The organism is Pseudomonas sp. 22490, from assembly GCF_052044465.1.
GTDB lineage: Bacteria > Pseudomonadota > Gammaproteobacteria > Pseudomonadales > Pseudomonadaceae > Pseudomonas > Pseudomonas aeruginosa.
In genome coordinates, this window is record NZ_JBQENS010000022.1 from 61733 (window position 1) to 74623 (window position 12891).

The following is a 12891-nucleotide window of genomic DNA, read 5'->3' on the forward strand; positions in this document are numbered from 1 at the left end:
TGCCGCCATGCTGAACCTTGCCGAGTACCGCCAACGCCCGGCCTTGCTCGCCGACTGGCTGCCCTGGGCCGGGCTGATCGCGCCGGGTGTCGTCTTGAACAAGGACGGCAGTTTCCAGCGCACGGCCCGCTTTCGCGGCCCCGACTTGGACAGCGCCACGCAAGGCGAGCTGATCGCCACATCGGCGCGGCTCAACAACGCGCTGCGCCGGCTGGGTTCGGGCTGGGCCTTGTTCATCGAGGCCGAGCGCCGGCCGGCGGCTGACTACCCGCACTCCGATTTCCCCGAACCGCTGTCCTGGCTGGTGGACGAGGAACGCCGCGCCGCCTTCGAGGAGTCGGGTCATCACTACGAAAGCGCCTATCACCTGACGCTTGCCTATCTGCCGCCGGAGGAATCCCGCGCTCGCGCCGCAAAGATGCTCTACGAGAACGCACCCGGCGACGGCGTGGACTGGCGCGGCCGCCTCAGTGCGTTCGTGGCGGAAACCGATCGCGTGTTCGACCTGCTCGACGGCGTGATGCCGGAAATCGCCTGGCTGGACGACAGCCAGACGCTGACCTACCTGCACGCGACCGTCTCGACACGGCGCTATCGCATCGGTGTTCCCGAAGTGCCTTTCCATCTGGACGCGCTGCTGGCCGATTCGGAGCTGGTCGGTGGCCTGGCGCCCACGCTGGGCGACCAGCATTTGCGCGTGGTGTCAGTGCGGGGCTTTCCGACCTCGACCTGGCCGGGCCTGCTGGACGACCTCAACCGCCTGGGCTTTGGCTACCGCTGGAGCACGCGCTTTGTCTGCATGGACAAAGCCGAGGCGGAAAAGGAGCTGGGCCGGCTGCGCCGCCAGTGGTTCGCCAAGCGCAAGAACGTCGTGGCGCTGCTGCGCGAAACCATCTTCCAGCAGGAAAGCCCGCTGGTGGACACCGACGCCAGCAACAAGGCCAGCGATGCCGACGCGGCCTTGCAGGAGCTGGGTAGCGATCAAGTCGCCTTCGGCTACCTGACGGCCACTGTCACCGTGATGGACACGGATGCCGCCGCTGCCGACGAAAAGCTGCGCATGGTGGAGCGCGTCATCCAGGGCCGGGGCTTCGTGACCATCCCCGAAACCCTCAATGCCGTCGATGCCTGGCTGTCGTCCATCCCCGGCAACGCCTACGCGAACGTGCGCCAGCCCATCGTCTCGACGCTGAACCTGGCGCACATGATGCCGCTGTCGGCGGTGTGGGCCGGGCCGGAGAAGAACGACCACCTCGACGGCCCGCCGCTGATCGTCACCCGCACCGATGGCGCGACGCCGTTCCGGCTGGTGACGCACATCGGCGACGTGGGCCATACGCTCGTCGCCGGACCGACCGGCATGGGTAAGTCGGTGCTGCTTGCCATCCTGGCGATGCAGTTCCGCCGCTACTTCGGCTCGCGCATCTTCGCCTTCGACATGGGGCGCTCGATGCGTGCCACCATTCTCGGCCTGGGCGGCGAGCACTACGACCTGGGCGCGGATGGCGGTATCGCCTTCCAGCCGCTCGCCCGCATCGACGGCGAGGGCTACCGCACCTGGGCGGCCGAATGGGTGGAAGGCCGCCTGCTGCATGAAGGCGTGACCGTCGGCCCCGACGAGAAGGCGGCCATCTGGTCGGCGCTGGGCAGCCTCGCCGGTGCACCGCAGGAACAGCGCACGATGACCGGGCTTTCCGTGCTGCTGCAATCGAACGCGCTGCGGCAGGCGCTGTCGCCGTATGTGCTCGGCGGCGCGCACGGCAAGTTGCTGGATGCCGACCGCGACCGGTTCGGCAGCGGCGACGTGCAGGGCTTCGAGATGGAAGAACTGATGCACAGCCCCGCCGCCGTGCAGGCGGTGCTGCGCTACCTGTTCGCCCGCTTCGACGAGCGTTTCGACGGTGCGCCCACGCTGCTGATCCTCGATGAGGCGTGGCTGTTCCTCGATGAACCATCGTTTGCCGCCCGCATCCGCCAGTGGCTCAAGACGCTGCGCAAGAAAAACGTGTCCGTGGTCTTCGCCACGCAATCGCTGGCCGACATCAAGGATTCGACCATCGCGCCCGCGATCATCGAAAGCTGCGCCAGTCGGATTTTCCTGCCCAACCCGCAGGCGACCGAACCGCAGATTCGCACGATCTACGAGGGCTTCGGCCTCAACAGCCGGCAGATCGAAATCGTCGCCACCGCGCAGCCCAAGCGCGATTACTACTACCAATCGCGCCTCGGCAATCGCCTGTTCGACCTCGACCTGGGGCCGGCCGCGCTCGCCTTCGCCGGCGTATCCACACCGCAAGACCAACGCGACATAGACCGCGTGCTGACGCAGGCCGGCGCTCCCGGCTTCGCCGGTGCGTGGCTGCGCCATCGCGGCCTCGATTGGGCCGCCGACCTGCTGCCGTCCTCGACGGCGGCGGCTTCTTTCCTCGCTTCTCAACTTCCGGAGATTTCACCATGAAGACCAAGCCCCGTTTGCTGTCCGTCTCGCTTGCCGCCGTGCTGTCGGTGTCGCTGCTGGCCGTCCAGCCCGCATCCGCGCTGACGGTGTTCGATCCGTCGAACTTCGTGCAGAACACGCTGATCGCCGTGCGCACGCTGGAGCAGATCAACAACCAGATCAACCAGCTTCAGAACGAAGCACAGATGCTGATGAACCAGGCACGCAACCTGGCGAATCTGGACTTCAACATCGTCAACCGGCTGCGCTCGACGCTGGCGACCACCGAGCGCCTGATCGCCGAGGCGCGCGGCCTGGCCTACGACGTGCAGAGCATGGATGCCACGTTCGCCCGCCTGTACCCGGAGCAGTACGCGGCCACCATCAGCGGCGACCAGATGCTGCGCGATGCGCAGGAACGCTGGAAGAACACCTTGAACGGCCTGCATACCGCGATGCGGATGCAGGCGCAGGTGTCGCAGAACCTCGCTCAAGACGAAAGCGCGCTGGCCGACCTCGTGAGCCAGAGCCAGTCGGCCACCGGCGCGCTGCAAGCGATGCAGGCGACCAACCAGCTCCTTGCCTTGCAGGCCAAGCAGTCCATCCAGGCGCAGCAGCTCCAGATCACGCAAGACCGGGCGGCTTCACTGGAACTGGCGCGGCAGGCGGCAGCGACGGAGCGCGCCCGCGAAGTGCGGCGGCGCTTCCTGGGCACCGGCACGCCGTACACGCCGCAGTCCGTCAACTTCTACAACAACTGACGGGAGGCGGCCATGCGATGCGTTCCCGTTCTGTCGGTTTCGCTGCTGGCCGTGCTGCTGACCGCTTGCGGCCAGTCGTCCGGCCAACAAAGGGCTGACGACCTGGCCGCCACCTTGGCCGCCGATCCCTTGCGGCTCAAGGCGCTGCGTGCCCGATGCGAAGCCGACCGGCAAGCCGTAGGCGAAGACACCTGCCGGGCCGCCGCCGAAGCCTTCCGGCGGCGGTTCTTCGCCGGCCAGACCGGGCCAGACGAATACCGGACGCTGGCCGAACTGCCACCGATCCCGGCGAGCTTCGACACACCCACTGACGACGCGCCAGAAGGCGATGCGCCGCTCGCGGCGACGGAGGACGCGCCATGAACGACGTGACCGTCATTGACCGTTTCCTCGATACCTTCTCGCGCTACATCGACTCGGGCTTTGGGTTGCTGCATGGCGAAGTGGCGTTCCTGACCGCCACGCTCATCGTCATCGACATGACCATCGCCGGCCTTTATTGGGCCATGAGCCACGCCACCGGCCAGGGCGAGGACGTGATTGCCAAGCTGCTGCGCAAGGTGCTCTACGTCGGTGCCTTCGCCTACATCATCAACAACTTCAACTGGCTGGCCGGCATCGTGTTCCGGTCGTTCGCCGGCCTGGGCCTGACGGCCACCGGCTCGGCCATCACGATGGAGAACTTCTTGAAGCCCGGCCGGCTGGCGAAGACGGGCATCGACGCTGGGGCGCCGATTCTTGAGCAGATCGGCGACCTTGCGGGTTTTCCCGAAGTGTTCGTGAACCTCGACCCCATCGTGGTGCTGTTCCTGGCCTGGTTGGTGGTGATCCTCTGCTTCTTCGTGCTGGCGGTGCAGCTTTTCATCACGTTGATCGAGTTCAAGCTGACCACGCTCGCCGGCTTCGTGCTGGTGCCGTTCGCGCTCTGGAACAAGACCAGCTTCCTCGCGGAAAAGGTGCTCGGCAACGTGGTGTCGTCTGGCGTCAAGGTACTGGTGCTGGCCGTCATCGTCGGCATCGGCTCGGGACTGTTCGCCGAGTTCCAGACCGTGCCGGATGAACCGTCCATCGACCATGCCCTGGTCGTGATGCTGGCCTCGCTTGCGCTGCTGGCGCTGGGCATCTTCGGGCCGGGCATCGCCACGGGTCTCGTGTCCGGTGCGCCGCAGCTCGGCGCGGGCGCGATGGCCGGCGCAGCCGTCGGCGCGGCCGGCACAGGTGTTGCCATCGGTGCCGCCGCGACCGGCGTGGGCGGTGCCGTCATGGCGGGCGCACGCATGGCCCCGGCCGCCGCCAAGCTGGCCAGCAGTGGCGCACGCGCCGCCACGTCGGCGGCCAGCAGCGCCAAGTCCGCATTCCAGGCTGGTTCCGCTGCTGCGGGCGGCGGGGCCAAGGGCGCGGTGGCTGGCCTCGGCAATGTCGCCAAGACCGGCGCGCAGGCCGCAGGCCGCCGCGCTGCGTCCGGCGCTTCCGCTGCCGGGCAGAAGGTGGCCGATTCCTTCCGGGCTGGCTGGAACGGCACCGATGCCGGCGCCGGCGCTGCCGGTTCCGGCCAGGCCGCCGCAGGCGAAGGTGCGGACGGCGCCGCCAGCGCGCCCAAGCAAGAGCAACCCGCCTGGGCCAAGCGGATGCACCGCCGCCAGCAGATCACCCATGCCGCGACCACCGCCGCCCACACGCTGCGCGGTGGCGACGGCGGCGGCTCCGGGCAAGGCCCGAGCCTGCGTGATTCCGATTCATAAGGAGAAACGACCATGCGATTCAAGCGACCGCAGGTGCGCTATGCCGACACGCCGCAGCCTGCCACTCCGTATCAAGCCGCCGCGCAGGTATGGGATGACCGTATCGGCTCGTCCCGCGTGCAGGCGAAGAACTGGCGATTCATGGCCTTTGGCTGCCTGCTGCTGGCCTTGCTGATGGCCGGCGGCCTGGTGTGGCGTTCGGCGCAGTCCATCGTCACGCCCTACGTCATCGAGGTCGATCAGGCCGGCCAGGTGCGGACGGTCGGCGAAGCCGCCACGCAGTACCGGCCCGCCGATGCGCAGATCGCTTTCCATCTGGCGCATTTCGTCACGCTGGTTCGCTCGCTGTCCATCGACCCGATCGTGGTGCGGCAGAACTGGCTCGATGCCTATGACTACACCACCGACAAGGGCGCGGCCGTGCTCAACGACTACGCCCGCACCAATGACCCGTTCGCCCGCATCGGCCGCGAGTCGGTGACGGTGCAGATCACCAGCGTCGTGCGCGCCAGCGACACGTCTTTCAACGTGCGCTGGACGGAACGCCGCTACGTCAATGGCGCGGCGGCGGGGCTGGAGCGATGGACGGCCGTGGTGTCCATCGTCCTGCAAACCCCGCGTACCGAAGAACGTCTGCGCCGCAATCCCCTGGGTATCTACGTCAATGGTCTGTCGTGGAGCCGCGAACTTGAAACCTCGGAAGGAACGAAGCCATGAAAGCACTTCAACGACGCAATGCCGCCGCACAGTCGCGCGCCCTTCCGCGCAGCCCGCAAGGGCGGACTTCTCCGAACGAATACCGGCAGCGCCTGCGCGATGGCATCGCCCTGGCGTGGCCCTTGTTCGCGCCGGGCCTGCGGCTGGACGAACGGACGCTCAACACGGTTTGCCTGTTGACCTTGTTGACGGCCCTGTCGGGCTGCGCCACGCAGGGCAAGCCGCCACCGACCATCTCGCTCGATGAGCCGGTACAGGCGCAGCCGCTGCCCGAGCCGCCCACGCCGGTCGAAGTGGTGGAAGTGCCGCAGGTGCTGCCGATGCCGGCGCAGATGAAGCCGTTGCCGGAGGTGGACGAAGCCAAGCCTGCGCCGGAGCCGGCCGACGAGACCGTGCGCGTGTCGAAGGCGAACGCCGAAGCCCGTATCGCGCCCACGCGCGAAGGCTACGTCAACGCGATTCAGGTGTGGCCCTTCACCGATGGCGCGCTCTATCAGGTCTATGCCGCGCCGGGGCGCGTGACCGTGGTTTCGCTCCAGCCCGGCGAGGAACTGGTGACGGTCGCCGCCGGCGATACCGTCCGCTGGATCGTCGGCGACACGTCCAGCGGCAGCGGCGACGCGCTGCGCGTGAACGTGCTGGTCAAGCCCATCCGCTCGGGCCTCAAAACGAACTTGGTCATCACCACCAGCCGCCGCACCTACCTGCTGGAACTGACCTCGACGCAAAAGGCGTGGATGGCGTCGGTGTCGTGGGACTACCCGAAAGACCGGATGCTGGCCTTGCGGCGCCAGGCGCAGGCGGCCAGCGCCGCCGCGCCGGTCGATACCGGCCTGTCGCTGGAGAAGATCCGCTTCCGCTACGCAGTGTCAGGCAGCAACCCGCCGTGGAAGCCGCTGCGCGCCTTCGATGACGGCGAGAAGGTCTATATCCAGTTCCCGGCGGGCATCGCTCAAGGCGAACTGCCGCCGCTGTTCGTCATCGGCGCGCAGGGCGGCGGGCAACTGGTGAACTACCGTTTCCGCTCGCCGTACTACATCGTGGATCGGCTGTTCGGCGCGGCCGAACTGCGCCTGGGTGGCGATGGCGGCGACGTGGTGCGGATCGAGCGCACCGATGGCGTGGCGCGGAGGAACTGACCATGAGCCAGGACGATACCCCCGACCTTGCCGCCCCGCAGGCGGCGAAGGTGGCGCCCGAGGCGGTGGCGCTGCGCGCCCAGCCGCGCCCAGTCACGCGACTGAACCGACGCACGCTGGCCATCCTCGCCGGCGGCCTGTCGGTCGCCGTGCTCGGTGCGCTGATGTGGTCGCTGCAACCGCAGCGGCGCGGGGCCAACGAGCAGGCCGAGCTTTACAACGTGGATCGCGTGTCGAAGTCGGAAGGACTGGACGGGTTGCCGGCGGACTACTCCAAGCTGCCGCCTGCCGTGCCAGAGCTGGGGCCGCCACTGCCGGGCGATCTTGGCCCGGCCATCGTGAGATCGAAGCAGCCGGTGACGGCCGCCTACGCGGCCCCCGGCCACGACCCGAACGACGCGCTGCGCAAAGAGGCCGAAGCGGCCGCGGCCTCGTCGGTGTTCTTCCGCTCGGGTGCGCAGAAGGCCGCGCCGGTGGCGCAGTCGCAGGTCGCCGCCGCTCCGGGCCTCGCCGCCAATGCGGCGTTCGACCCGCTGGCGGCTGGGCCGGCCTCGACGGCGGCCCAGCCTGCCGACCCGACCGCCGTACAGAACCGGCAAGACCAGAAAGGGGCTTTCCTGAAAGGTGGTTCCACGGAAACCCGTAATTCCGGCAACCTGATCCTGCCGGCTTCGCCATACCAGGTCATGGCCGGAACAGTGATCGCAGGTGCCTTGGTGACGGGCATCAAGTCGGACTTGCCGGGCGACGTGATCGCCACGGTGACGGAGCCGGTCAAAGACACGGCTACCGGCGAGTTCCTGCTGATCCCGCAGGGTTCGCGCATCCTCGGGCGCTACAACAGCTCGGTCAGCTACGGGCAGAGCCGCGTTCAAGTCGTCTGGAATCGGATCATCCTGCCCGACACGTCTTCACTCACGCTCGACAACCTGGCCGGCACCGACCCGGCCGGCTATGCCGGCCTGGAAGACGACGTGGACTGGCATTGGGATCGCATCTTTGCCGGCGCGGCGCTGACGACGCTGTTGGGCATTGGTGCCGAGTTGGCCGCGCCGGAGAACCGGCAGGACGGTGATCGCGTCATCATCGCCGGGCGCGACAGCGCGCAGGACAGCATCAATCAGGTCGGCCAGGAGATGACCCGGCGCAACCTCAACATCCAGCCCACCTTGACCCAGCGCCCCGGCTTGCCGGTACGCATCATCGTCAACCGCGATCTGGTGCTGCGGCCGTACCAGCCGCTGTTCTTTAACCGGGGGACTTCACGATGAGCACCACCAAAAAGCTGCGGCTGGGGCCGCTGCCAAAGATGGAATCCACGAAGCTGACCTTTGCCTGCCCAGCCGGACTGAAAGCCGACCTCGACCGCTACGCCGCGCTGCACGCGCAGACCTATGGCGAAGCGGTCGATGCGGCGACGCTGATCCCGCACATGCTGGAAGCCTTCATGGCCGGCGATAGAGGGTTCCGCCGTGGGGCGGCAACGCAGCAGCGCCCCGCGAAGACCGGCTCGGCCATTGTCAGTCCCGAAGGCCGTGCCCCATGAAACGGCCTTGGCCTGCGCGGCGGGCCGCCTCGACCAGCGCCGCACTGGCGGCGCTGTCCTCGCGGGCGAAGGCGTAGAAGCGCGCCGCCGGCAGTTCGGGCAGACCGTCTTCGCTGCCCAGCACGCGCAAAGCGTCGCTGCGCTGGCTGTCGGCGATGACGGTAATGGCAAAGCCCGACCGCGCCGCCGACAGGCAACCGGCCATGCTGCTGCTTTCGAAGACAATGCGCCAAGCCTGATCTGTTTTGCCCAGTGCCGTGACGGCGGACTCACGATAGACGCACGGCTCGGGGAAGACCGCCAGCGGCAGCGGCTGGCCCGCCGGCAAGGACTGATCCGCCGCATAGGCCCAGACCAGCGGTTCTTCCCACAACAACGTGCCGCTGCCCTCGACGCGGCTGCATTGCTTGCCGAAGACAAGATCCAGGCGGCCGCGCTCCTGCTGGCGCAGCAGGTCGGCGGTGATGCCGACCTTCAGTTCGACCGTTGCGTCGGGGTGCCACTGGCGAAAGCGGTGCAGCACCTGGGGCAGCCAGGCGCCGGCAAAGTCTTCCGATGCACCGATGCGCAGTTTTCCGCGTAGCGGTGTACCCCGCAGCTTGGCGCGGGCCTCGCGCTCCAGATCGAGGATGTTGCGGCCGTAGGCGTACAGGGTGTCGCCTGCCTGGGTCAGCTCCAGGCGGCGCGTGGTGCGCGCCAGCAGGCTGGCGCCGGCAATCTGCTCCAGCCGCCGCATGTGCCCACTGACGGCCGAGGGCGTCAGCGCTAGGCGCTCGGCGGCCGCGGCGAAGCTGCCGCTGTCCACGATTTCAAGGAACGTGCGCAGCAGCACGGTGTCCAGCGGTGTGCCATCGGCGGCGGGCGAAGCAGTGTCCATTCGATCATTAAATGCAAAAAGTCATTAATAGACGATGATTATTCGCTAATCGAACAGTGTCGTCCAGCTACGCTGGGTCATCCACCATGACAAGGGACGACACCATGAACGCCTACCAGCATGCCTTAACCGACCGCCTGGACATTGCCTATCTCGAATGGAATCCGCAGGGCGACCGAACCGCCATACTGCTGCACGGCTGGCCGGACAGCCCTGAGTGTTGGAAGGCCGTGGCACCCGTGCTGGCCGAAGCCGGCTACCGCGTGCTGGCGCCGGCGTTGCGCGGTTTCGCGCCGATCCGGTTCCGCGATGCCGCCACGCCACGCAGCGGCCAGTTGTCCGCGCTGGGGCGCGATCTGCTGGGCTTCATCGACGTGCTGGGGCTGGAGCGCCCGGCACTGATCGGCCATGACTGGGGCGCGCGGGCCGCCGCCAATGCCTGCGGCCTGCGCGAAGGTGCGGCCTCGCACCTGGTGATGTTGTCGGTCGGATACGGCACCAACGACCCGAACCAGCCGCTGTCCTTGGCGCAGGCGCGCAACTACTGGTATCACTGGTACATGGCCACGCCGCGCGGCGAGCGCGTGGTACGGGAAGAACGCGAGGCGTTCGCCCGGCAGATGTGGGACACCTGGGCGCCGACCGGCTGGTATGACCCGGCCGACTTCGACGAGGCAGCGCGGGCGTTCCAGGGCGAGGACTGGGCCGAGATCGTGTTGCACTCTTACCGCCACCGCTGGGGCTTCGCCGAGGGCGACCCGGCCTACGCGGAGGACGAGGCGCACCTGAACCCCGCGCCCGTCCTGGCCGTGCCGACCCTGGTGCTGCACGGCGGGGTCGATACCTGCAACCACCCCGACAGTTCCAAGGGACGGGAAGCGTTCTTCACGGGCCGCTACGAGCGGCAGGTGCTCGATGGCGTCGGGCACTTCCCGCAGCGGGAAGCGCCGCAGGTGGTCGCTGATGCGGTTTCGCGGTTCTGCGCGTCGGTGTAAGTGCCGATGGGCCGCTGCGCCGACCCCTGAAATGCAGAACCCGCCATCGCTGGCGGGTTTTGTTCGTCTGATCGGCGCTGGCTCAGGCGTCCGGCGCTTCGACCATGACCGGGCAATGCCGATCCTTGCGCGGAATCCGCGCTGCGGCTTCCAGGCGGGCTTCCATCGCCGCATCCACGGCCGGGATGCCCTTGAGCGAGAACTTGAAGACGCGACCAGCAGAAGCCGCTTTGTCAGGCGCTGCGGTCGGCTTGCGTTGTGCGCGGGTCTTGGTCATGAGGAACCACCTCTCTGGAGAAGGGGCGAATGCAATGTACCTGCGGCCGTTCAGAGCACGGCTTCCAGGCCCTTGCGCTCGATGATGTCCAGCAGCTTTTGCGACGGGCCGCTGGGGCGTTTGTCGCCCACTTCCCACTTGCGGACGGTGGACGCGCTGGTGTTGAGCACCGAGGCCAGCACGGCCTGGCTCAGTTGCAGGCGCTCGCGCAGCGCCTTGATCCTGGCGGCATCGTAGTCCTGCACCGGCTCCAGGCACAGCAGGTCGTACTTCTGCATCTTGCGCTTGTCGATGAACCCCAAGCGGTGCAGGTCGCGGGCGCCTTCATGCACCGCTTCCAGAATGCGGCTCTTGGGTTGGGCTTTTTCAGTCATCGGTGATCTCCAGCAAAGTGCCGTCGGCAGCGGCGGCATCCAGTTGTGCGGCCGTGCGCTCCAACAAATCGGCGGCGTAGTCCTGCAAGGCTTGCAGTTCGGCGTCGCTGATGTTGTCCCGCTCGTTCTTCTCAAACCCGAAGACGAAGAACCAGCGGTTGCCCTTGTTGGTGGCGACGAGCGTTCTCACTCCGCCGCGCTTGCCGCGCCCGGCCAATCCGATACGTTTCTTCACCACGCCACCGCCGAGATCAGCGTCGATCAGCCCGGCGTCCATTTCAAGGACAGCCTTGCGCAGATCAGAATCGCCCAATGCCGTCTTGCGCATCCACCGCTGGAAGTGACGGGTTTTGAAGATGTGCATCTCTGTCCTCACTATACCACTCAGTGGCATGACTTGTCCATGAAGGGATGGATGCTGCCAGATCGCTAGGCAGGCTCGTTTGCCGTGGCAGGTACGGCCCGCCCAGGCATGCCCAGTGGAACGAAGCCGGTCAGTTCAAGCGGCGCGGGCGTCCATCCGCAAATGAAGGAAGGATGCCGCAGGCAAGCGCGGCCGGAAACTCGCTGGAGCGTGTTCCGGCGTAGCATCCGCTCGTTCTCGGCTGCGCGAATTGTCGTATCGGTGATACGACAATTCGGGGCCGGGCGAGGACGGGAAATGTCGTGTCGCCGTCACGACATTTCCCGGTATGGCCTGGGCCGGCATCACGCGGCTTCCAGCTTTTCCAGCAGTTCGGGCGAACGCTTGAGCAACTTGAACAGTTCGGCCAGCGCCTGCGGCAGTTCCGTCGCTTCCTCGGCCTTCGTGGGCGCGGCCTGCTGGCCGCTGGCGATCAACTTGCGCAGCTTCGCCACCACGTCGCTGGCCTCGCGCTCGGCCTTGTCCTCGGTGTGGACGTAGTTCATGAACGTCGCCACGGTTTTCTGCGCGGTCAGCGCCATGCCCACCTTGATCGGGATGCCGGAATTGGCAATGTCGGTGGCCGAGCGGTGGCGGATGCCGTGGGTGCCGACGTGCTCCAGACCGGCGCGCTGGGCGATGACGCACCACGCATGGTAGTAAACGCCCTTGGACATGGGCCGCTTGTGATTGCGTGCGGCGGTGATGACATAGGGCGAATCCTCGTAGCGCGTGGCATTGGACAGCAACCGGTGCGCTTCCTCGCTCATGGGCTTGGACATGGGGCCGGTCTTGCTGTCGGGCCAGTTGACGCGGCGGTTCTCGAAGTCGATCCAGTCCCATTGCAGGTACAGGATTTCCGACATGCGCGCCGCGAACTCGAATTGCAGACGGATCGCCAACATGGTTTCGGGGCGGATGGTGCGCTGGATCTCCGCTTGATCGAGGTAGGCGAACAGCTTGACCATTTCCTCGTCGGTGATGAGCCGGGAATGGCCCCGCTCGGGAAGTCCCTTGATGTGGCGGCACGGGTTCGAGCCTTCGGGCCGGTAGCCCCACACTTCGGACAGGTTGAACATCACCCGCAGCAGCGAGTAGGTGCGATTGCCGCAGGTCGGGATGTGTTCCATCTTCTTCATCATCGCGGCAATGTCGGCGCGCTTGACCTCGGAGACTTTGAGCTTGCCGAGCTTCGGGATGATGTGGTTGTCGATATAGGTCTGATAGGTCTTCTGCGAAGACTTCTTGTTGTGCCGCTTCGAGTGGTCTTCCATGAAGCGCGTGCATAGCTCCTTCATGGTCGGCACCTTGCGCGCCTCGGTCTTGGCCGCGCTAGGGTCGCGGCCCTGGCGGACTTCCGCCAGCCAGTTCTGCGCCTTGCTGCGGGCCTGCTCGACGGTCAATTCGCCGAACAGGCCGAGCGAGGGCTTGCGGCGATCGCCGGCATTGGTGCGGTACTGGAGCATGAACACCTTGCGCCCGGCCGGCGTGACCTTGCAGAGAAAGCCGGGCACGAGGGTGTCGCGCAGTTCAACGTCGTGGGCTTCGGGTTCCGCCGAATCGACCACGGATTTGGTGAGCTTGATCTTGGCCATGAGAAGTCCTCGGGATGACCGATTCCAG

General features: G+C 66.9%; 14 protein-coding genes. 9 read left to right on the forward strand and 5 right to left on the reverse strand.

Annotated elements, in window-relative coordinates; translation table 11 throughout:
* Nucleotides 1-7 precede the first annotated feature (7 nt).
* The 8 genes from trbE (at nt 8) to ACTJJX_RS22725 (ending at nt 8342) form a co-directional block, all read left to right on the forward strand.
* Entirely contained in the window at nt 8-2458 is a 2451-nt protein-coding gene (gene trbE / locus ACTJJX_RS22690; RefSeq protein WP_043156078.1) for a conjugal transfer protein TrbE, read from the forward strand.
* Nucleotides 2455-3198 carry a P-type conjugative transfer protein TrbJ gene (trbJ, locus tag ACTJJX_RS22695; protein WP_043156081.1) on the forward strand — a complete coding sequence of 248 codons (744 nt, stop codon included), beginning with the start codon at nt 2455-2457 and terminating at the stop codon, nt 3196-3198. Before trbE ends, trbJ begins: the two co-directional genes overlap by 4 nt.
* A gap of 12 nt (nt 3199-3210) precedes the next feature.
* On the forward strand, nt 3211-3561 hold the full coding sequence (locus ACTJJX_RS22700) for a hypothetical protein (protein WP_043156082.1): 351 nt from the start codon (nt 3211-3213) through the stop codon (nt 3559-3561).
* Entirely contained in the window at nt 3558-4940 is a 1383-nt protein-coding gene (gene trbL / locus ACTJJX_RS22705) for a P-type conjugative transfer protein TrbL (protein WP_043156084.1), read from the forward strand. The genes ACTJJX_RS22700 and trbL overlap by 4 nt, the downstream gene beginning before the upstream one ends.
* Before the next feature lie 12 nt (nt 4941-4952).
* The gene (gene trbF, locus ACTJJX_RS22710; RefSeq protein WP_043156085.1) at nt 4953-5657 is read left to right on the forward strand and encodes a conjugal transfer protein TrbF; all 705 of its coding nucleotides are present in this window, start codon (nt 4953-4955) and stop codon (nt 5655-5657) included.
* Nucleotides 5658-5800: 143 nt separating this feature from the next.
* Nucleotides 5801-6796 (forward strand): P-type conjugative transfer protein TrbG, encoded by a 996-nt coding sequence (gene trbG, locus ACTJJX_RS22715; RefSeq protein ID WP_427021148.1) that lies wholly within the window; start codon nt 5801-5803, stop codon nt 6794-6796.
* Between the two features lie 2 nt (nt 6797-6798).
* Nucleotides 6799-8067: a TrbI/VirB10 family protein gene (locus tag ACTJJX_RS22720; RefSeq protein ID WP_043156086.1), complete on the forward strand. Its 1269-nt coding sequence runs from the start codon at nt 6799-6801 to the stop codon at nt 8065-8067.
* Nucleotides 8064-8342, forward strand: a complete 279-nt coding sequence (locus ACTJJX_RS22725; RefSeq protein ID WP_052158454.1) for a DUF2274 domain-containing protein — start codon at nt 8064-8066, stop codon at nt 8340-8342. The genes ACTJJX_RS22720 and ACTJJX_RS22725 overlap by 4 nt, the downstream gene beginning before the upstream one ends.
* Here the strand turns inward: ACTJJX_RS22725 and ACTJJX_RS22730 are convergent.
* Complete coding sequence (locus tag ACTJJX_RS22730) at nt 8317-9219, reverse strand: LysR substrate-binding domain-containing protein (protein ID WP_043156087.1); 903 nt, start codon at nt 9217-9219, stop codon at nt 8317-8319. The two genes, ACTJJX_RS22725 and ACTJJX_RS22730, sit on opposite strands and share 26 nt — an antisense overlap.
* 104 nt (nt 9220-9323) lie before the next feature.
* Between ACTJJX_RS22730 and ACTJJX_RS22735 the strand changes: the two genes are divergently transcribed.
* On the forward strand, nt 9324-10214 hold the full coding sequence (locus ACTJJX_RS22735; RefSeq protein WP_043156088.1) for an alpha/beta fold hydrolase: 891 nt from the start codon (nt 9324-9326) through the stop codon (nt 10212-10214).
* 82 nt (nt 10215-10296) lie between these two features.
* Here the strand turns inward: ACTJJX_RS22735 and ACTJJX_RS22740 are convergent, their stop codons facing one another.
* The 4 genes from ACTJJX_RS22740 to ACTJJX_RS22755 form a co-directional block, all read right to left on the reverse strand.
* Nucleotides 10297-10491, reverse strand: a complete 195-nt coding sequence (locus tag ACTJJX_RS22740) for a hypothetical protein (protein ID WP_043156090.1) — start codon at nt 10489-10491, stop codon at nt 10297-10299.
* Nucleotides 10492-10541: 50 nt separating this feature from the next.
* Complete coding sequence (locus ACTJJX_RS22745; protein WP_043156092.1) at nt 10542-10865, reverse strand: helix-turn-helix domain-containing protein; 324 nt, start codon at nt 10863-10865, stop codon at nt 10542-10544.
* On the reverse strand, nt 10858-11229 hold the full coding sequence (locus ACTJJX_RS22750) for a type II toxin-antitoxin system RelE/ParE family toxin (protein WP_043156093.1): 372 nt from the start codon (nt 11227-11229) through the stop codon (nt 10858-10860). The genes ACTJJX_RS22745 and ACTJJX_RS22750 overlap by 8 nt, the downstream gene beginning before the upstream one ends.
* A 344-nt stretch (nt 11230-11573) precedes the next feature.
* Complete coding sequence (locus tag ACTJJX_RS22755) at nt 11574-12863, reverse strand: tyrosine-type recombinase/integrase (RefSeq protein ID WP_079388661.1); 1290 nt, start codon at nt 12861-12863, stop codon at nt 11574-11576.
* Between the last annotated feature and the right edge of the window lie 28 nt (nt 12864-12891).